The organism is Calothrix sp. CBUCES-K 9914 (genome assembly GCF_059640475.1).
The window spans coordinates 1-19,582 of sequence record NZ_JBXXZH010000180.1; the positions used below are offsets into that span (position 1 = coordinate 1).

The following is a 19,582-nucleotide window of genomic DNA, read 5'->3' on the forward strand; positions in this document are numbered from 1 at the left end:
CTTTTAAATTATTCATTGCCCAGCTATACGCTACCAAGTTAATAGCCTCGGAAGCGTTGCGGGTATAAATGATTTCGTTGCGTGAGTTCGCATTTATAAAAGCTGCTACCTTATCGCGTGCTGCTTCGTAAGCGTCTGTAGCTTTAGCACTAAGAGTATGGGCGCCACGGTGAACGTTAGAATTGTAACCTTCGTAATATTGGCGCCATGTATCGAGAACAAACAGCGGTTTTTGGGAAGTAGCTGCACTGTCTAAGTAAACAAGAGGTTTGCCGTTAACTTCTTGGTGGAGAATAGGAAAGTCACGACGTACTCTGTCGGCAATGGTAATGTCTTTTGCAAGAGTCATGGTATTAAAAGTTAGGAGGTAGGGTGCGTGACGCCATAACAATCGTAAAGTGAAACTAATAAACTAGTAGCGTCACGCACCTTACGAGGAGCGGAGTTATTTGTATCTAACTCCTGGTTGTGTGTTTAAAATTGTTTGACTTCGTTTAAAAGATTATCGCGTAAAGAGGTAACAGAAATGTTGTTGATTATCTCAGTGGCGAAGGCATTGATTAAAAGATGACGCGAACTATTCTCATCAATACCTCGACTTTGTAGGTAGAAAATTTCATCATCTTCTAACTGACTAACCGTGGCGCCGTGGGCACATTTAACGTTATCGGCAGTAATTTCGAGTTGAGGTTTTGTGTCAACTCGCGCTTTACTCGATAACATTAAGTTACGGTTTAATTGTGCTGCATCGGTTTGTTGTGCTGGTTTAGGAACGAATACTTTCCCGTTAAAAATAGCGTGCGCTTTATCACCGACAATATTCTTTTGTAGCTGTTTACAAACACCATTAGGATGATTTAAAGCAATAGCGCTGTGCATATCCGCTACTTGCGTACCTTTTATCATCGCTAACCCGTTCAGGGTAGTCTCTGTTTGCTCACCAGTTTGTAAAATTTCTAAATTATGGCGCCCTAAACTCGCACCAATATTAATAGCATTACAGGTATAGCGACTTAATGATGCTTGAGTAACAGCTGTCTTACCAACATGAAACGCTGAAAAATCTTCCTTCTGTACCCTAGTATGACTCACACTAGCATTATCAGAAATCCAGATTTCCGTAACTGCATTAGTGAAATAGGCGCCCTCTTGTAGGATAGGCATCTTGCCTGTCACATATTCTTCCACAAAACTCACTTGCGAACTAGTCTCAGCAACCACCAAACAACGCGGCAAAGAAATAGCACCCTCACCAGCAGTAATATATACCAAATGAATTGGTGTTTCTACCACTACATTCTTCGACACCCAAATAACCGCAGCATCCTGCATACCCGCAGTATTTAACGCTGTAAATACCTCTAAGGCGCCTTCCGCTTGAGCTAAGTATTCTTGTACTTTTACAGTATATTCTTCAGGTAGATTAGCTAAATTTGTAACTAATATTCCTTCGGGTAAACCTGATACTGCTGATAATTCTGGTGCGTAGGCGCCGTTAATGAAGACCAGATGGCTGTTTTGGGTTTCGGGTAGAATTTGGGGTTGAACAGACGCGACATGTCGCGTCTCTACATTATCATTTTTGAAATTTATCTGTTTTAATTTGGATAAATCTGTAAAACGCCATTCTTCATCGCGGTTGGTTGGTAAATTTGAATGACGTACCCAATTTGCCGCGCGCTGTTTAATTTCCTGTAACCAATGTAGAGACGCGATATATCGCGTCTCCTCCACTACAACATTATTCAACAATCCTGTTAAATAATTATCTCTATCTAACAAAGTAGAAGTTAAACTAACAACATTGGAATTTGGAATGGGACTAGGAGAAACTTGTGTCGTCATCTTACACCCCCACAGTTTCAGCAAATTCTTCTAAAACCCAGTCGTAACCGCGTTCTTCTAATTTCAACGCTAATTCTTTACCACCAGAAGTTAGAATTTTTCCGCGCGCCATGACATGCACATAATCAGGAACTATATAATTAAGCAAGCGCTGATAGTGCGTAATCATAATTGTGGCGTTTTCTGGTTTCGCTAATTGATTTACCCCACTCGATACAATTTTAAGGGCATCAATGTCCAAACCTGAGTCTGTCTCATCTAAAATTGCTACTACTGGTTCCAAAAGCGCCATCTGTAATATTTCGTTACGCTTTTTCTCACCACCGGAAAACCCTTCGTTAACGCTACGGTTTAAAAATGCTGAGTCCATTTTGACGACATCAAGCTTTTCGTAAACCAAATCTTCAAAGTCAAAAGGCTCTAATTCTTCCAAACCTTGGGCTTTAAGCTTTGAGTTGTATGCTACGCGCAAAAAGTCTAAATTTGTGACGCCTGGAATTTCTAAAGGATATTGGAAAGCAAGAAATACACCACTACGCGCGCGGTCTTGGGGTTCCATTTCTAATAGGTTTTGCCCTTTAAAACTTACTTCTCCACCTGTAACTTCGTATGCTGGGTGTCCTGCTAATACTTTGGAGAGGGTACTTTTTCCGGAACCGTTGGGTCCCATTATGGCGTGAATTTCGCCCGCGCGGACTTCTAAATTTACACCTTTGAGGATTGGAGTTTCATCAACACTTGCCGTCAAGTTACGCACTGACAGCACTACTTCACTGTTTTCTATAATCATGTTTCTTTGTATTCTTGTAGCACAGGCATCCCTGCCTGTGATTGTTTCAGGTGTTAGGGGCGGGCAGGGATGCCCGCTCCACAAGATGAATTAGCCGACGCTACCTTCAAGTTTGAGGCTGAGTAATTTGTCTGCTTCGACGGCAAACTCCATCGGTAACTGGTTAAATACGTCTTTACAGAAGCCGCTAATCATCATTGATATTGCATCTTCAGATGAAATGCCTCGCTGTGTAAAGTAGAATAGTTGGTCTTCTCCAATCTTCGATGTCGATGCTTCGTGTTCTACTTTTGCTGTATGGTTTTGTACCTGAATATATGGAAAAGTGTTCGCGTGGGCATTGTCACCAATTAGCATTGAGTCGCACTGTGAGTAGTTTCTGGCGCCTTTTGCTGTGGGGTTAACTTTGACTAAACCACGGTAGCTATTACTTGATTTGCCTGCGGAAATACCTTTGGAGATAATTGTGCTGCGGGTATTTTTGCCGACGTGAACCATTTTGGTTCCAGTATCAGCTTTCTGCATATTGTTGGTTAACGCTACAGAATAAAACTCTCCAACTGAGTTATCACCAACTAGTACACAGCTTGGATATTTCCAAGTAATGGCTGAACCTGTTTCTACTTGTGTCCAAGAAATTTTGGAGTTGACACCTTGACACAAACCACGCTTGGTAACGAAGTTGTAAATACCACCTTTACCGTTAACATCTCCTGCATACCAGTTTTGCACGGTGGAATATTTAATTTCGGCATCATCGAGAGCTACTAACTCTACAACTGCAGCGTGTAACTGGTTGCTGTCGTACATCGGCGCCGTACAGCCTTCAAGGTAGGATACATAGCTGCCTTCTTCGGCAACAATTAACGTGCGCTCAAATTGTCCAGTGTCACCACTATTGATACGGAAGTAAGTAGATAGCTCCATTGGGCACTTAACGCCCTTCGGAATATACACAAACGAACCATCACTGAAGACGGCAGCATTTAAAGCTGCAAAATAGTTGTCAGCAGGAGGAACGACGCTACCCAAATACTTCTTAACTAATTCGGGATGCTCGTGTAATGCTTCGGAAATGGAACAGAATATTACACCGTCTTTGGCGAGCTTTTCTTTGAAGGTGGTTGCAACCGATACGCTATCAAATATTGCATCTACTGCTACGTTCGCCAAACGCTTCTGTTCGGTCAAAGGAATACCCAACTTCTCAAACGTTTCCAACAACGTTGGGTCTACCTCATCCAAACTATTTAATTTTTTCTTGGCTTGCTTCGGCGCCGAGTAGTAGATAATGTCTTGGTAATTGATGGGTGGGTAATTTAGACCTGACCAATCTGGCTCAGTCATCTTTAACCACTGGCGATACGCTCGCAGACGAAACTCCAGCATGAACTCCGGTTCATTCTTCTTTTCGGAGATGAGGCGGACAATGTCTTCGCTTAACCCACGCGGTATGGTGTCCGCCTCTATATTGGTGACGAAGCCGTACTTGTAGGGTTGGTTGACTAGGGTTTTGACAGTAGCACTCATTGGTAGTTCTCTTGTCCTAATACGTTCTCTTTAAGGGTGTTCGACGGGTTAGCCAGGTTTTATCTAGCTGTTTTTAAGTTTTTGTTACCACGGGGCAACAAGGCTGTTAGAATATATTTAAGAGTAAAACAACATCAAAGTTGTTTAATGTATCTTCATTTTACGCTAAATTAACAACAAGTTTGTTGTTAAAGTCAAATTTTTTGAAATAAATTTTGAATTCAATCAGGACGTCCATGCAAACAGCGCAGCAGTCCTCAACCAAACAAGATATCTTAGAGTATCTTTTGAAACACACTCAAGCATCAGCACTAGAACTTGCCGATGCGTTGGAGATAAGTGTCCAAGCGGTTCGGCGCCATTTAAAGGATTTAGAGGCGGAACTACTGATTGTAAATTCGGCATCAGTACAAAACGGAATGGGGCGCCCACAACATATATATAGGTTGAGTCAGCAGGGACGCGATAGCCTACGAAAGGATTTCGTCGATAGCTATGGGGACTTTGCCGTATCACTGTTAGACACTTTAGCCCAAACAGTGGGACGCGAACAAGTAAGCACGATATTACGTTTACAGTGGCAGCGTAAAGCAGTTGAATATCGCCAAAAATTAGAAGGGGCGCCATTATTAGACCGGGTAGCAATGCTGGTGGAGTTGCGAAAAGCCGAAGGTTACATGGCAGAATGGCATCCAGTAGAATCAACAGATTCATCGGATGAGCGCTTTATTATCGCAGAGCATAATTGTGCTATATCAAACGTCGCAGAATCTTTCCCCAGCGTATGCGGTCACGAATTAGAAATGTTTACCGCTGTTTTGCCTGATTGTACAGTTGAGCGTACCCATTGGATAATCAATGGTGAACACCGCTGTGGCTATTTGGTACAGTCAAGAAAAATGAAATAAATTAAGTTTCATTGCTAAATATTTAGTTTAGTTGAAAATGATTGAGTAATTGGTAATCTGAATTACGGATTAGCTAGACTCATGAGTTTTTGAGTGTTTATACCCACGACGTAGCATAGGCGTCCCGCCTGTGCAAAACGGGAGCAAATTATAATTCCAACAAAAATACCTAGAGAAAAATTATGGACACCCAACCACAACAACCAGGAGCGCAATTTTTGACTTTTGAAGAATCTGCAAAAGTTGATGGAGCCTTACTTACTTCACCAGAAAAGTTTTTAGCCAGACTAACAGCATCTTCCCATAAGCTGTTAATACACATTGCAAAAGAATATGGCATTACTGTAGAAGAACTAACTACACAGCAAATAATTGCTTGGTTTGAAAAAGACGGTAAAATTCGTCGCGAACAAGGAATCGAAGCAGCTTATTTAAAATGGTAAACTGCTTATAATCACAATAAAAAACACCCAAACGGGTGCTATGAGGAAGTGATTGCTGATTGTTGAGAAAAGCATTACACGTAGTTGTTTGTGCGTGGACTGCGTGTACCAGCAGCGGCGCCTATCATTGAAGCGAGTAGTCCGAGTAAGGAACCGAAGACAAACCACCATAAACCTTGACGTACAGCAGCAGCAGTTTGACGAGCTTGTTCTGCACTAACGTTAGCTTGGGGAACGTTAACACCACCTTGTTGTTGCACTTGGTTGATAACTTCTCCTGCGTTTGATGCTGCAACACCAAAAGCACCAGATACACCACTTGCTAACAACCAAGAACTAACTGCTAAAGTTGTTGCCCAAAGAATTGCACCGTTAAGTAATGCTGTATTACGGTTCATTGGACCGCAAGCGCGCGCTGTCACCCAACCACCAGTAAATAAAGAAATTAATAAACCAATAGTAGACCAAATACCAACGTTACCAGCAACATCTCCTGCAATTGTTCTAGGTCTGCCAGAACCTTCAACAGCACCGGCGCCTATTGCCGAAAACATTGCACTAAGAACTAATTGGGTAGCTAATGCAACTAATAAACCAGATATAATCGGACCCCAACGAACACGGTCATGATAATCGGCAACGCGACCAATTACAGCAGGTTCCTGAATAACATCATCGCCAACCCTATTTACATATGACATAACTTTAATTCTCCTTACCCGCTTAAGTAAACTGTCTTTCCGGTGTATGCGATTATATCTACGATTAAACGGCAAGTAAGTTCAAAACAAATCTATCACTGGAAATACTTATTTTATCTACCGTTAGTTATAACAATTTTCTAATTTTATAGAAAGAGAAAATTTCGTGCATCAGCTATATGCAAAATTTAGAAGTATTACTCCTGCCGTCTTGATGTCAGACTTACCCTATAAAATTCTTAATATACAAATTAATACATAACTTAATAATTATTCGCATTATTTTGAGCAGCAAGATAATTTGCAGGTGGGATGTTTTTACATCCCTGATATCTTTTATCAAAACCAACTAACTATACTCTGACCGCAGTTCCGCTTGCAGTAATGAGCAAAAGTACTCCAGATTGGTCAACATTAATGGTGCCTGTGTCAATTTCTATACCAACTACTGCATTTGCTCCCAGGCGCCTAGCTCGTTGTTCGAGTTCGTTCAGAGCTTTTTGCTGGCCTTCCTCAAATAATCTCTCATAGCTAGCAGTGCGTCCACCAATTATGTCACGAATGCCAGCAAAGAAGTCGCGTAGGAAGTTGCTACCATATACTACTTGTGCAGTAACTACACCAAGGTAGGACTGAACGGAGCTTCCCTGAATGACATCTGTAGTTGTTAAAATCATACGATTTTCCTAGAAAATTATAATTGGGGTTTGTATTGGTTGCTGTTTTGAGGCTTAAAATCATGAAAAGGGCGAATATGTTGGAATAACGTATTCTTTTATCCGCTTTTACTCGCGTATTGTATCAATAGCAACCATTTCATCAAGGTTAGAGTACGGGGAACATACTGTTTCAATAGTAAATCTTCTGTAAAAGTAAAGTAATGGAGTTTTCAAAACAAAATATTTTTGTTTTAATGTACAAGCAATTGCGGAAATTTTGAAAAGAACATCGTTAAAAACTTTCAGGTAATTCACTGTGTATAAACAAACATCATTTTTTTTAAGTGTTCTCTTATTAGGAAGCATTGCGGTAACGATACCAAGAGTAGCAAGCGCGCAGGTTGTTGTAGCGCAACGCACAAATCAAGAGGTCAAGCAACTCTTAGACGATGGGCGCCGAATGGTTGACTCAGGCGATTACAATGGAGCAATTAGCGTTTATCAGCAAGCCGCTAACTTAGAACCAAAAAATGCCTCGATTCATTCGGGAATAGGTTATTTGTACGCAATACAGGGAAATCTTCAAGCCGCACTATCATCGTATCGTCGTGCGGTAACACTCAACCCTAATAACGGCGACTATCAATATGCACTAGCTTACATTAGTGGTAACTTGGGTGATAACCGCACGGCAAGGGATGCGTATCGCAAGGCTATCCAAATCAATCGTAACAACATCGATGCTTATTTGGGGCTAGCAACTGTGTTACTGCGTTTGGGTGAAAACAGTAACGCAATGTGGGCAACCGAGCAAGCAATGAACTTGGATAGAAACAATCCTCAAGTTTTTGAGTTACGCGGTACATTTCTAATGAAGCAAGGTAAACGTGGAGATGCTGCTAACTTGTTCAGAAAAGCGCGCGAAATTTACGCAAAACAAGGAAAACAAGATAACGTCAGTCGTATTGATGCAACTCTGCGCCAACTTGGTGGATGATTAGATTTTAGATTTTAGATTAGGTGTGGTGTGGTATGAGTAAAGCTCAAATTCTTAGATTCCCGACTTCGCACAAGTTGTCGGGAATCTAAAGCTAAACGCTAAATTGTTTTGTATACAATCTACCGTAGCGTCCTTGTATATTTAATAACTCTTCATGAGTTCCAGATTCGACGATTTGCCCTTTATCCAAGACTAGTATCCTATCGCTTTTCCGCACAGTTGATAGTCTATGGGCAATAATAAAGACTGTTCTTCCCTCCATTAATCTTTCGAGTGCTTCTTGTACTAAAGCTTCTGACTCTGAGTCTAACGCGGATGTGGCTTCATCGAGAATGAGAATACGAGGGTTAAGGAGAACCGCGCGCGCGATAGCGATACGTTGTCTTTGTCCTCCTGATAAATTAACGCCGCGTTCGCCAACTAGGGTATAATAACCATTGGGCATTTGGCTGATAAATTGGTGAGCATTGGCTATTTTTGCAGCATTCTCTACAGCTTGCATATCAAAGGACTCTTGTCCAAACGCTATATTTTCAGCAATAGTTCCGGAAAACATAGTGGTTTCTTGAGGTACTATACCAATTTGGCGCCGCAAGCTATTTAGTGTGACATCACGAATATTGATACCATCTATATATATGTCACCGCTTTGAGGGTCATAAAAACGCGGTAATAAGTTAACAAAAGTTGTTTTACCTGAACCACTGGCGCCAACTAGTGCAATTGCTTCACCTGGATATGCTAGTAAACTAATATTATTCAAAACAGGTTCATTTGGTTTATAAGCAAAAGACACCCGACGATATTCAACTTTACCGCTAACTGTAGGGAGTACATCAGCATTGGGTTTTTCTTCAACTGCGGGTTTAATAGCTAATAACTCAAATACTCGATCTACTGATGCTTCTGCTTCTTTGAATAAATTATAGTTGGTTGTAGTGTGACCTACAGGGTCTATTAATAAAGCGGCGCCACTTAGAAAGCTAAAGAACTTACCTGTAGTTAAATTACCTGCGGAAATTTGCCAAGCTGCAAAGAAAAGTAACAACAAGAAACTTAAAGCTTGTAAAAATCCGACAATTGGTACTTGAATAGCTTTTAAACGCTCCGTAGAATACTTCGCGCGCATAGCAGCTTCTGCTTCCTTACCAAACCGTGCAATTTCGTATGCTTCCGCAGCAAAAGCTTGAACTATCCTAATACCATTAAAAACTTCCGTCAAAATCGCTGATAAATCCGACACTTGATTTTGACTACGACGCGAGTATTTTTGTAGTCTTTCTCCAAACCAAGCAATTAATACCAACATAATTGGTACGACTACCAACGTTGCCAATGTTAGTTGCCAGCTTAGGTATACCATATATATAGGAATCGCCACTAGCTGCAACACACAAGGAATAAAATCATGTAACAGTTTGTGAACGACTTCGCCAACTCGGTCTACATCTTCAGTAACGCGGTAAGATAAATCACCAGCTTTTGCAGTTTCAAAATAGCTAAGATTCAGCTTTTGTAAGTGTGCATACACTTGTTTACGTAGATTGAAAGATACTCGCAGTGCAGCTTTCGCCATATAAATATCTTGTACAGACTGAAAGAAACCGCGTACAAGAAACACACCTCCTAAAATACCAGCGAGTTCAGCGATAGCAACAACGTTACCATTACCGAAAGGCGCCGATAGTTTTTGCACCAGATGCATTAAAGTTAGAGTAGCGAGAACATAACCCAAGATACCAGTAAACCCAGCAGCAATATGGCGCCATTGAGGACGGATATACGGTAGAAGTAACCAATAATTAGAACGGTTCGAGCTTTTCACCACACCACACACTATATTTTATTTTCTAGACGCTACCAGATGAAAGGTAGTTTCTGATAGATTAGGGTAAAACAAAAATAAGACCTCTTGTGGAACGGGCATCCCTGCCCGTCAATATTCAGATAATTGTAGGTTGGGTTAAGGAACGTTAACGAAGTTATGCGAAGCAAAACCAGTTTGGCTCTTTTGAAGAACTGCGTGAAATATTCCCATCAGCAGACCAGGTAGGTAAATTGACTGTTTTTAACATTGGAGGCAACAAAGCTCGGCTTATCGCTGCCATCCACTATAATCGTCAAAAAGTATACATCCGGGCTGTGTTAACTCACTCAGAATACGACGAAAATAATTGGAAAGAATAATGCAAAGTCTTAATTTAGATCAAACAATTACAGCATGGTCTGCCATTGCTGATAACGTCTTTGTTCCTCATAGTGAACGGGAATATGAAAGATTAGTTGAAATATGTGATTGTTTAATTGACCAAGTTGGTGAGGACGAAACCCATCCCCTAGCTTCTTTAATGGAAGTTATTGGTGTGCTTATAGAAAATTATGAAGCAGAGCATGTTCCTGAATTAGAGGATGTTTGAGAAGTATAAAATATGTCATGAGTCCCGCAGTGAAGCATCTAATAAATCTCGAAATCTTTGAGATTCTTCGCTACGCTCAGAATGGCAATTGGAGATTATAAATTTACTACGACTCGGAAACCACATATTCTTAATCCCCCATCTGACTCGTTCCAACTACGACTAGCACTACGACATAGAACTGGACTAAAGCTCCATGAACCTCCACGCAATACTCGACGGTTTTTGTCTCCGTCCCATTCCCATACATTACCATCGGTCGGCGCCCCTATATAGTTATTGTGCCAGGGGTCAGCGCACCATTCCCATACTTGACCGTGCATGTCGTATAGTCCAAAGGAGTTAGCGACTTCAAAGCTACCGACGGGTGTTGTTTCTTTGCGAATTTTTGTTTTGGTTTCAAATTCAAAGATTTTTGTTTCGCTGTTGCCGCAGTTTGCAAGGTCAGGGGTGATGGTTTCTCCAAAGTGGAAGGGTGTAGTTGTTCCCGCGCGACAAGCATATTCCCATTCTGCTTCGCTTGGCAAACGATATTTACGTCCAGTTTTTTGCTGCAACCGCGCGCAAAATTCTTGTGCTTCGTGCCAAGATACGTTTTCTACTGGACGATTGGCGCCTTTAAATTTGGAAGGATGTGGGTTTAGTGATAGATTAACTTTAGGTAAATTTGATACGGCACGCCACTGCGCTTGTGTTATTGGGTATTTGCCGATGCAGATAGGTTCGATTTGAACGTTATGCTGGGGACGCTCGTCTGCATCACCTTCACCATCGATTGAACCCATCATATAGCAACCACCAGGTATTGATACCATTTCTAAGAAAACACCGCTACCTAAATCTTCGGTAAAGAAACGCGCGGAACCTCGTGTACGTTCGATTATTCGACCTTGTGTGTCTAATGTAACAATATCAAAATCAAAGCTGTGGAATTCTGGGTATAAATTTGATTCTGTTGATTTGGAACGAGGAGTTGATATTGTTTGTGTGGGTTGCGTAGACTCAAGTTGAGGAACGGTTGTCATTCCAAAAAAACTTTTAAAGTTATTACTATTTAAATCTTGTAGTACCTCTACTGCTGTTTGATATCTTTCTCGCACTACATGTTTAAGTAGTTTATCGAGTATATATCCTAGCTGTTCACTAACTTGGATATTTTTGGTTTTTGCGTATTCTCGCCATCTCCAATGTGCATTAATTGCATCGTAAAGTGGGTCGTTTATATTACCATATGTATCTTGATACGGTAAACATTGTGTTAAAAGACGTATACAAGTTACACCTAATGAATATAAATCACTCGCATGACAAGCAAAACCTGCCATTTGTTCGCTTGATGCGTAACCGACCGTATAGATTACTGTTGCTTGTCGAGCTAAACTTGTTTGGGTGATTTGTTTGGCGCCACCGAAATCAATTAACACTAATTTTTTATCACTATAACGACGTATAATATTTTCAGGTTTAATATCTCGGTGAATAACATTGCGCGAATGAACAAAATCAAGTATAGGTAAAATATCTATTAAAACATGGCGAATTTTTGCTTCAGTATATGTAGTGTTTTGAAGCTCTTTGTGTAGAGTATCTCCCTCAATAAATTCTTGCACCAAGTACAAACTGGCGCCTTGTTCAAAGTAAGCAAGTAATCTGGGTATAGAAGGATGATTTTCACCTAGTTCATATAGTCGAAACGCTTCCTCTTTGAATAACTGTGCAGCTTTTGCGCGCGCGGCAGTTCCCTGAACTTGGGGTACAAATTGCTTAACGACACAGGAACCATCAAGTCGATCAACATCTTCAGCATAATATGTCCTGCTAAAACCACCTTCACCTAACAACCGGATAACGCGAAAGCGGTTTCTTAGCAAGTCACCAAAGCTGCTATGTCCGCAGGTCGTGCAAAAACGATTACCGTCTGCGTTAAATGGATTTGAGCAATTGGGATTTTGGCAGATTCGCATGGTTGTTGAGATGTTGCATCAGTCCAAACTTAGTCCCAATATTATGATTTTGTATATTGTTTAAATTTGAGGTTTCTCTAAGTACGATTGAATATTTCTTACCTATTAATTCATCCGTAATTAGAACTTAACAATTTTCTTTACAATTTCAATTTAATATGGGTATCTTTATTGGAACTATAGGGCGAATGTTATCTTAATAGGGTGAGTTTTGTCAAGATTGGCAACGGATGTAACGGATGTAACGGATGGGTTGGTGTGACTGTTGTGGGTGTGATTGGCAACGGATGTAACGGATGTAACGGATGGGTTGGTGTGACTGTTGTGGGTGTGCTTTGGTTATGTAATTTTTTATTTGTTACAAAATGTTTTTTACATTTGCCATTATCTAATAATTAAAATACTTTAGTACTAAGGCATGATTAGAAGCAATTGGCACTTTTTATATTTGAAAGATTTGGACAAGGATAAGGCTGTCAATGCTTAAATCATTGTTTTTTTAATAAAGCATAAAGATATCATAAAAAATGGAAAAAGCTATTACAAATATCCCGCACCAAGAAGTTACTTATGCTATAATTGGTGCCGCAATGCGTGTTCACAGTAGGATGGTTCGTGGTCTAAAGGAAATACATTATCAACGCGCGCTTACTCAAGAAATGTGTCAAGCTGGGTTAATTGCAGAAGAAGAATATCACATTGAAATTTATGATAATCAAATATGGTTAGGAAGATTGTATCTTGACCATTGGGTGAATGAGTGTGTGGTGGTTGAAGATAAAGCATTTTCTCATCCATTAGGAGACAAGGAAATAGCACAAACAATTGCTTATTTAGCAGCAACACAAGCCAAAGTAGGTTTATTACTAAACTTTGGTAGAAAGCGTTTAGAATACAAGCGAATACTCCCTCCTAAGTCTTTAGACAACTGGCAGCAAGAAATACAACCCTATCTCTGGACACCTTACCAAACTGGTCAACAACTACAACAAGAACAAAGCTTATAGCAAAAAAGCTCACAATAACTTAAACAGCAGACACTTCAACGGGTGAAATTCAAAAAACAATTCATCCGTTGCCAAAGCACACCCCACAACTAAACGAACAACCCATCCGTTACATCCGTTCTATCCGTTGCCAAGCACACTCCACAACCAAACGAACAACCCATCCGTTACATCCGTTCTATCCGTTGCCACTATACCGCATTCTCAAAGCTTCAACATTACTCAAATGTTTCTGCACTAACTCTTGGGGATAAAGTACTTGTGCTGATGCCATGTATTTATTTACCCACAGTAAAAATTCGTCAAAAGACCGTGGAGGTAATAACACTATATAATCTACATACAATATTTCTCCTGTGGCTTTATCTTTGGCGCCTTTAATAATTTTTTGTTTAGGATGGCGCCGTTCTCCTTCTAAAATAAAAGTAGTAACAGGTGGGTAAAAGCGGACTTTGACAGGAACTAGTTCTAATTGTCCTGACAGTTCAACCTGTTGTTCTTGTTGTTCTCCTAGCTTTAAACCCCAGCCGTTTTCGAGTAACTGATAAGCTTTTGTTAAACTTGTACGTTGTGCGTCGATACCTCGACCTGATGTATCAATAATTTTGCAGTGGTCTGCGAAGCGGTTAACTCGACCAATGGCACAATGTCCATTACAGTACTCGTACAGCAAATACCAAGCAATATCATGATAGATTAGCTGCAATGGGTAAACTTGAATGGCGCCAATACGGTTCTTTTTATAAGGGTCAATACTACGTAAAATTTCTATGAGTTGACCTTGACTAATTGCTTTTTCAACTACAGATAACTGGTGAAATAAATTATTTCGGTTTTTACCCAAGCTTGCCATTTCTTCTGGGTCTGTGTAAACAATTACTTTGTTGAGATATTGTCTTACAGGATAAAATAATTCACCTTTTGATTCTATATCTAATCCACGCAGGCGCCGACTTAATTGGTCGGATATGCGTCGAACTTGGGGGTCTCCCTGAAATTTAGCTTGTGTAAATAAGGCATTGAGGGCAACTTTAAACTCTTGACTTGACATGGCGCCAGTACCTAAATAGTAGCCCCAACGATACATTCGACGCTCAAGAATACCGTATTTTCGCAGTGTTTCTAAATCTTTCCGCAATGTGGGAATAGCAGGGTAGCCATATGGAAACTCAATACCAAACTCTGCTGCTAACTCTTGAAGTCGTAATTGTACTTCTACCAATGCATCGTGATGTTTTTGCGGCGCCTTCATAGTATCACGACAACCGACACCAGGATATTTTAAAAGAGTTGCAATTAGTAGTAGTAACCTTTCTAATGCTTGGGTGTCGCTGTAAGAATGCATACATGGAAATCAATAATTTCATGTTTATCTTAAACTACTGTATTAGGCAATGTCATGCTGGAAACAAAATATCTAGATCTACATCTACGTAAAATTACTAATATTACAGTAAATTCACTGCTTTTATGAAGTATTGGTATGTAAATAAGTAAATGTGTTTGATAACTATTTTCATTACAAAATACGTGTGTTATAAGCTAAATATACAACAACTAAGTACAGCTAAATAAAGTAAGTACTAAGTTATCAGGGTAAATAAAGTATGCATACTACACCTCGCGTTGCTCAACTTCGTAACCTACTAGTATCAATCGGAACTGGTAGTATTACGTTAATCATCTTGCTAATTGCACCATTAGGATTAGCTGCGGTAATAATCAATACTTTGCTTGTTACACTATCAACTTACGTAGTTTCCAGCGTTGCTGACAGAGTAATTTTATGGCTGGAACCGGGACAAACAGCGCAAAGATTAGGGGCGCCGCCACCAAATTCTTCTAATTCTAATATCCGTAGAAGGAGAGACTAACAAATATTTTGTGGGGTAATTGTGGGGTGAGCATCCCACAAGAAGCCACATTTTAATATGCAAACACTTTATGTTTCTCAACAGAACTGCTATGTGACGCTGCAAAAAGAATCACTAATTATTAAGCAAGGGGATATCATCTTGGGGGAGGTGCAGTTACCTTTGCTTGAACAAATTCTGGTTTTTGGGCAGTCGCAAATTACAACACAAGCAATTCGTGCGTGTTTATGGCGTGATATTCCGATTGCTTATCTATCGCGGATGGGATACTGTTACGGTCGTATTTTACCAATCGCGCGTGGTTATAGGCAATTGTCACGTTACCAGCAGCAGTTATCTATAACTGAACAGCTAATAACTGCTCGTGCAATTATTCAAGGCAAGTTAAAAAATAGTCGCACTTTATTACGGCGCCAGCGTAAGCGACTAGAGTCAGCAAATTTAGAGACAGTGCTGCAAAGCTTAGATTATTTAGCTTCGCAAGCAAGTCAAGCAGATAACCGCGAAAGATTGATGGGGTTTGAAGGTGCTGGCGCCGCGCAATACTTCTCAGCTTTTGGAGACTGTTTGACAAACTCTGACTTTGTTTTTACAGCACGAAGCAGGCGCCCACCGGGAAATCCTGTGAACGCTATGTTAAGTTTTGGCTATCAGGTTCTGTGGAATCACTTATTCGCCTTAATTGAAATACAAGGACTAGACCCTTATTATGCTTCACTCCACCAAGCACATGATGGACATGCCGCACTCGCTTCTGATTTAATTGAGGAATTTCGGGCGCCTATTGTTGATTCATTAGTGTTGTGGTTAGTAAATAAAAGGATTGTAGATGCAACAAATGACTTTGACTTTCGTGACGGTGGCTGTTATTTAAACGACACCGGAAGAAGGAAATATCTACAAGCGTTTGTCCAGCGCATGTCAGAAGAAATAGAAAACGAAAATGGAGAAAAACAACCAAGATGGGACACATTAATGCAACAAGTCAAAGCATACAAACAGTTTGTCTACAACCCCAGCCACCAATATCAACCCTACCGAATCAGATAATAAAAACGTAGGGTGCGTGACACCATAACAATTCTTAAACGAAGTAAACCACCCAATGGTGTCACGCACCGAAGCGAAGAATCTTACCTATGTTTCTATACGTAGTCGCATATGACCTTCCCTGCGACAAACGACGCAAAAAAGTCTCAGACCTACTCGAAGGATACGGATGTCGAGTTCAATACTCAGTATTTGAATGCCAGCTAACCCCTGCAAAAATCAAAGAACTGCGTAAACGGCTCAGTAAAGTTATAAAATTAGATGAGGACAGCGTGAGATTTTACCCATTATCCCAGCACACATTAGGACAAGTCGAAATCATGGGCATTGGTCCTCCAGTCATTTCGCCACCTACTTCGACAATTATCTAAATAGTGCGAGGGATTTTTAAAACTACCTCAAATGCCCATTTTACGTATTATCCCTCGCCGCCCTACTGTGTAAGCGTTTCAAGGATTTATATCATGCCTTTCAACTCATCCGAAGCACAAATTTTACTATCCCTCGCAAGGCGCCTCTGGACGCCTTACACAGCAAGAGCTTAAAATCGAAGGGTCGCTTCCTTTATAGGAAGTGGAATTAATGGAAACGATTTCAATGGCCGTGCTGGATTGCTAGAAATTTTTCTGTCGCTTCCTTTATAGGAAGTGGAATTAATGGAAACTTTTTAATTTAAAAACGACTTTTACAAAATAATTTAAAGTCGCTTCCTTTATAGGAAGTGGAATTAATGGAAACTACTCATAGTACAATATTACGAATGTAATCAATTTGTCGCTTCCTTTATAGGAAGTGGAATTAATGGAAACAAACCTATACTAACATTAGTAACTCCAAGTAAAGCAATATGTCGCTTCCTTTATAGGAAGTGGAATTAATGGAAACAGTAATTCGTAATTCGTAATTGCCTCTTAATTACGGTCGCTTCCTTTATAGGAAGTGGAATTAATGGAAACTTTATCATTTCAGTATTCAGAACAAGATTTTATGTCGCTTCCTTTATAGGAAGTGGAATTAATGGAAACTCTGTAAGCGATTGCGGATAGCTTCGTTCTCAGTATCAGTCGCTTCCTTTATAGGAAGTGGAATTAATGGAAACCACTCCAGTACCTGCAGCAGTGTTGCCAGAGTTTGAATTGGTCGCTTCCTTTATAGGAAGTGGAATTAATGGAAACAAGGTCCGACTCCAAGTTGTTCAAGAATAGTGGCGTCGCTTCCTTTATAGGAAGTGGAATTAATGGAAACACCTTCATCCTCGACGAGCCGCTCTCCGGCCTCGAGTCGCTTCCTTTATAGGAAGTGGAATTAATGGAAACAATCCAAGCGAACTCTGTCATCAATTATGCGAAGCAGCTGTCGCTTCCTTTATAGGAAGTGGAATTAATGGAAACCCTCTCTACTTCCAGTTTTCCCCCTTAGCACTTTCAGTCGCTTCCTTTATAGGAAGTGGAATTAATGGAAACGCTTGCAGCCATTGTAGGTATAGAGAATATACTTGTTGTGGCTTTATTAATACAAAGCAAAATTTATATAAACTATATTTTATGATTTTTATCCTCTTAAGATAATATATAAGTTGCAGATCAAGTTGTATAAGCAATAGGTTGGTCTGTGACAAAATGTTACAAACAATCAGCCTATAGATGAGTACGAGTAACAACGAAAACAGCGACTGTGCAAACGAAGAATCAAGTGGTGGAAGAGGAGAAAAGGGCAAAAGCTTTAGGGGAGGCAAGAAGAAACAACGCGATAAATGGTATGGCTACGACAATAAAGATTTTCAGAGATGGTGGCATAGAGAAGGGAAAGAACAATTTGAAGGGAGAGATATTGATAATGCACAACAAGTGCAAGAAGTTTATGAATATTGGGAATCAATAGGAAAACCAACAGTAAAATAGTATTGGATAACAGAGGAACATAATATGACATTAAGTAGTACAAAATACCAAGAATATGTTGATCAGCTTCATTCAGGCAACCGAGATTTGGTTATCAAAGCTGCTCATGCACTTGGAGATATGGGTGATAGTAGAGCGGCGCCAATTTTAATAGAGATACTGGAAAAAACTAACGAGTCAGCAATTTGGAACGCAGCAGCTGTAGGATTACGCGAACTTGGAGATGAAAGAGCGCTTTATCCTATTATATCACTTATTAATGACCCAAAAACAGAAGGTAATAGAGGCACTTTAATCTATGCTTTAGAAGGATTTAATTGTTATCATTTGTTACCATTTTTAGTAAAACTTATTATTGATGGCAATTTTGAAGTGAGCCATCAAGCATTTTCAGTGATTGAGTCAATAGATATAAAAATAGATTCGGATACTTTAGATATTTGTATCAAAAAAATAAAGGAAGTTTTACTTCAAGATAATACAAAAGCTGATTTGTTAGAAGATTTAATTGATTTATTGTATGAGATGTCTGATAATTCTAATTCTAGCTCACATCTTGCATGATAAGCTTATTGAGAGTAAAAGAGCTTGTAAATATTATTTTAGCGTAGGGTGGGCACTGCTAGCCCTGTCAAGGTGACTTTTTGGCATCGGCTAAAAGCCTTGCAGTGGCGACGTGTCGATGGCGTGGGTCGCAAATTGGGGGGTCTTTCTTTTTCTTGGGCGCGCGTGGTTGTTTCAGAAATGAACTCAAACGAACGCGCGCAGCCAAATCAAGCAAAACTGAAGCAAGCTGTTCAGTATTAAGTTCAGCAAAAATCCTCCAATTTTCCGGAGGAATGGCGATCATCATACCCCTATAAGTGCCTTGAATCTCTTCCGCCATATAATAGTCAGAGAGACCCGCCTCAACTTTACCAACTCCATGTACCGATGCTAGAACTGCACGAACAGTTGCCAAAATGTTATATGCTACTAATGCTAAACAAAATGAAAATAATGCTGCTTTAGGATACCCTAAAGTCTGAATTTCACATTCATAATTTTGAGTCACATCTTGGAATAAATTTTCAACGCTTCGGCGCCCACGGTAAAGCTCGGTGACAATTTCTGTTTTGGCTTCACTAACTGGTAACATTGTCAGAATTGCTATTTCTGACTCTCCATTACGAGTTGGTTTAAAGAGTTTTAAAATAATTCGTCTTATCAAGACTGATTCTCCTGAATAAGTCAAACGCACCATTTGCTCAAATAGCTCTCCTGTATCGGTTTTACCTTTCCGCCGTAAAGTAGTTACTACTTCTTGAGGCATACTTTTATGTTCACGTATAACAAAATTTGAACCACGCTTTATGATGCCAAATAAAAACCCTAGTGTACACATGCAGCGGTCTTCAATCCACAGTTCTCCCGCATTTACTGTTGGCAAAACTTGATTAAATAATGACCGTTCTTGTGCATGACCATCCTCACAAGGAAAAACATTAATTGCT

21 protein-coding genes, 1 pseudogene and 1 CRISPR repeat array are annotated in these 19,582 nt (G+C 40.0%); of the genes and pseudogenes, 12 read left to right on the top strand and 10 right to left on the bottom strand.

What is annotated here, in order from left to right; translation table 11 throughout:
- From AC2JBO_RS30795 to sufB, 4 genes are all read right to left on the bottom strand, one after another.
- Positions 1 to 349: aminotransferase class V-fold PLP-dependent enzyme (locus AC2JBO_RS30795; RefSeq protein WP_496957441.1), on the bottom strand; the 349-nt coding region annotated here is incomplete at its 3' end.
- Positions 350 to 474: 125 nt separating this feature from the next.
- A complete protein-coding gene (gene sufD, locus AC2JBO_RS30800; RefSeq protein ID WP_496957442.1) occupies positions 475 to 1,845 on the bottom strand; it encodes a Fe-S cluster assembly protein SufD in 1,371 nt (456 codons plus the stop codon).
- 1 nt (position 1,846) lies between these two features.
- Positions 1,847 to 2,635, bottom strand: a complete 789-nt coding sequence (sufC, locus tag AC2JBO_RS30805; RefSeq protein ID WP_496957443.1) for a Fe-S cluster assembly ATPase SufC — start codon at positions 2,633 to 2,635, stop codon at positions 1,847 to 1,849.
- 90 nt (positions 2,636 to 2,725) lie between these two features.
- Complete coding sequence (gene sufB, locus AC2JBO_RS30810; RefSeq protein ID WP_496957444.1) at positions 2,726 to 4,165, bottom strand: Fe-S cluster assembly protein SufB; 1,440 nt, start codon at positions 4,163 to 4,165, stop codon at positions 2,726 to 2,728.
- A gap of 236 nt (positions 4,166 to 4,401) precedes the next feature.
- Between sufB and sufR the strand changes: the two genes are divergently transcribed.
- Positions 4,402 to 5,073, top strand: coding sequence for an iron-sulfur cluster biosynthesis transcriptional regulator SufR (gene sufR / locus AC2JBO_RS30815; protein WP_496957445.1), 672 nt, complete (start codon positions 4,402 to 4,404; stop codon positions 5,071 to 5,073).
- Positions 5,074 to 5,255: 182 nt separating this feature from the next.
- Positions 5,256 to 5,516 carry an NDH complex assembly factor CRR9 gene (locus tag AC2JBO_RS30820; RefSeq protein WP_496957446.1) on the top strand — a complete coding sequence of 87 codons (261 nt, stop codon included), beginning with the start codon at positions 5,256 to 5,258 and terminating at the stop codon, positions 5,514 to 5,516.
- A gap of 74 nt (positions 5,517 to 5,590) precedes the next feature.
- Here the strand turns inward: AC2JBO_RS30820 and AC2JBO_RS30825 are convergent, their stop codons facing one another.
- Together AC2JBO_RS30825 and AC2JBO_RS30830 are read right to left on the bottom strand one after the other, a co-directional pair.
- Positions 5,591 to 6,217, bottom strand: coding sequence for a hypothetical protein (locus AC2JBO_RS30825; RefSeq protein ID WP_496957447.1), 627 nt, complete (start codon positions 6,215 to 6,217; stop codon positions 5,591 to 5,593).
- Between the two features lie 353 nt (positions 6,218 to 6,570).
- On the bottom strand, positions 6,571 to 6,894 hold the full coding sequence (locus tag AC2JBO_RS30830) for a YbjQ family protein (protein ID WP_496957448.1): 324 nt from the start codon (positions 6,892 to 6,894) through the stop codon (positions 6,571 to 6,573).
- Positions 6,895 to 7,192: 298 nt separating this feature from the next.
- Here AC2JBO_RS30830 and AC2JBO_RS30835 point away from each other — a divergent pair, with 298 nt between their 5' ends.
- The gene (locus tag AC2JBO_RS30835; protein WP_496957449.1) at positions 7,193 to 7,873 is read left to right on the top strand and encodes a tetratricopeptide repeat protein; all 681 of its coding nucleotides are present in this window, start codon (positions 7,193 to 7,195) and stop codon (positions 7,871 to 7,873) included.
- A gap of 94 nt (positions 7,874 to 7,967) precedes the next feature.
- On the opposite strand, the gene AC2JBO_RS30840 is transcribed toward AC2JBO_RS30835, so the two are convergent.
- On the bottom strand, positions 7,968 to 9,701 hold the full coding sequence (locus AC2JBO_RS30840) for an ABC transporter ATP-binding protein (RefSeq protein ID WP_496957460.1): 1,734 nt from the start codon (positions 9,699 to 9,701) through the stop codon (positions 7,968 to 7,970).
- A gap of 173 nt (positions 9,702 to 9,874) precedes the next feature.
- Between AC2JBO_RS30840 and AC2JBO_RS30845 the strand changes: the two are divergent.
- Positions 9,875 to 10,063: pseudogene (locus AC2JBO_RS30845) on the top strand (type II toxin-antitoxin system HigB family toxin); the annotation flags it as partial.
- Positions 10,063 to 10,293, top strand: coding sequence for a hypothetical protein (locus tag AC2JBO_RS30850; RefSeq protein ID WP_496957450.1), 231 nt, complete (start codon positions 10,063 to 10,065; stop codon positions 10,291 to 10,293). The pseudogene AC2JBO_RS30845 and the gene AC2JBO_RS30850, both read left to right, overlap by 1 nt.
- Positions 10,294 to 10,388: 95 nt before the next feature.
- Here the strand turns inward: AC2JBO_RS30850 and AC2JBO_RS30855 are convergent, their stop codons facing one another.
- Positions 10,389 to 12,257, bottom strand: coding sequence for a bifunctional serine/threonine-protein kinase/formylglycine-generating enzyme family protein (locus AC2JBO_RS30855; RefSeq protein ID WP_496957451.1), 1,869 nt, complete (start codon positions 12,255 to 12,257; stop codon positions 10,389 to 10,391).
- A gap of 204 nt (positions 12,258 to 12,461) precedes the next feature.
- Between AC2JBO_RS30855 and AC2JBO_RS30860 the strand changes: the two genes are divergently transcribed.
- A complete protein-coding gene (locus AC2JBO_RS30860; protein ID WP_496957452.1) occupies positions 12,462 to 12,656 on the top strand; it encodes a hypothetical protein in 195 nt (64 codons plus the stop codon).
- A gap of 128 nt (positions 12,657 to 12,784) precedes the next feature.
- Positions 12,785 to 13,264, top strand: a complete 480-nt coding sequence (locus tag AC2JBO_RS30865) for a GxxExxY protein (RefSeq protein ID WP_496957453.1) — start codon at positions 12,785 to 12,787, stop codon at positions 13,262 to 13,264.
- A gap of 178 nt (positions 13,265 to 13,442) precedes the next feature.
- Here AC2JBO_RS30865 and AC2JBO_RS30870 read toward each other — a convergent pair whose 3' ends face one another.
- Positions 13,443 to 14,609, bottom strand: coding sequence for a helix-turn-helix transcriptional regulator (locus AC2JBO_RS30870; protein WP_496957454.1), 1,167 nt, complete (start codon positions 14,607 to 14,609; stop codon positions 13,443 to 13,445).
- 262 nt (positions 14,610 to 14,871) lie between these two features.
- Here AC2JBO_RS30870 and csx18 point away from each other — a divergent pair, with 262 nt between their 5' ends.
- The 5 genes from csx18 to AC2JBO_RS30895 all read left to right on the top strand — a co-directional run bounded on the left by csx18 (position 14,872) and on the right by AC2JBO_RS30895 (position 18,653).
- Entirely contained in the window at positions 14,872 to 15,138 is a 267-nt protein-coding gene (gene csx18, locus AC2JBO_RS30875; protein ID WP_496957455.1) for a CRISPR-associated protein Csx18, read from the top strand.
- Between the two features lie 57 nt (positions 15,139 to 15,195).
- Positions 15,196 to 16,188: a CRISPR-associated endonuclease Cas1 gene (gene cas1 / locus AC2JBO_RS30880; RefSeq protein WP_496957456.1), complete on the top strand. Its 993-nt coding sequence runs from the start codon at positions 15,196 to 15,198 to the stop codon at positions 16,186 to 16,188.
- An 89-nt stretch (positions 16,189 to 16,277) separates the two neighbouring features.
- Positions 16,278 to 16,559 (top strand): CRISPR-associated endonuclease Cas2, Ssr7093 family, encoded by a 282-nt coding sequence (gene cas2 / locus AC2JBO_RS30885; protein ID WP_026092829.1) that lies wholly within the window; start codon positions 16,278 to 16,280, stop codon positions 16,557 to 16,559.
- 183 nt (positions 16,560 to 16,742) lie between these two features.
- Positions 16,743 to 17,651: direct repeats of the CRISPR family, unit length 36 nt; unit sequence GTCGCTTCCTTTATAGGAAGTGGAATTAATGGAAAC.
- A gap of 180 nt (positions 17,652 to 17,831) precedes the next feature.
- Positions 17,832 to 18,089: a hypothetical protein gene (locus tag AC2JBO_RS30890; RefSeq protein WP_496957457.1), complete on the top strand. Its 258-nt coding sequence runs from the start codon at positions 17,832 to 17,834 to the stop codon at positions 18,087 to 18,089.
- 24 nt (positions 18,090 to 18,113) lie between these two features.
- On the top strand, positions 18,114 to 18,653 hold the full coding sequence (locus AC2JBO_RS30895) for a HEAT repeat domain-containing protein (RefSeq protein ID WP_496957458.1): 540 nt from the start codon (positions 18,114 to 18,116) through the stop codon (positions 18,651 to 18,653).
- A 67-nt stretch (positions 18,654 to 18,720) separates the two neighbouring features.
- Here the strand turns inward: AC2JBO_RS30895 and AC2JBO_RS30900 are convergent.
- On the bottom strand, positions 18,721 to 19,582 hold an 862-nt coding region (locus tag AC2JBO_RS30900; RefSeq protein ID WP_496957459.1), incomplete at its 5' end, for a transposase.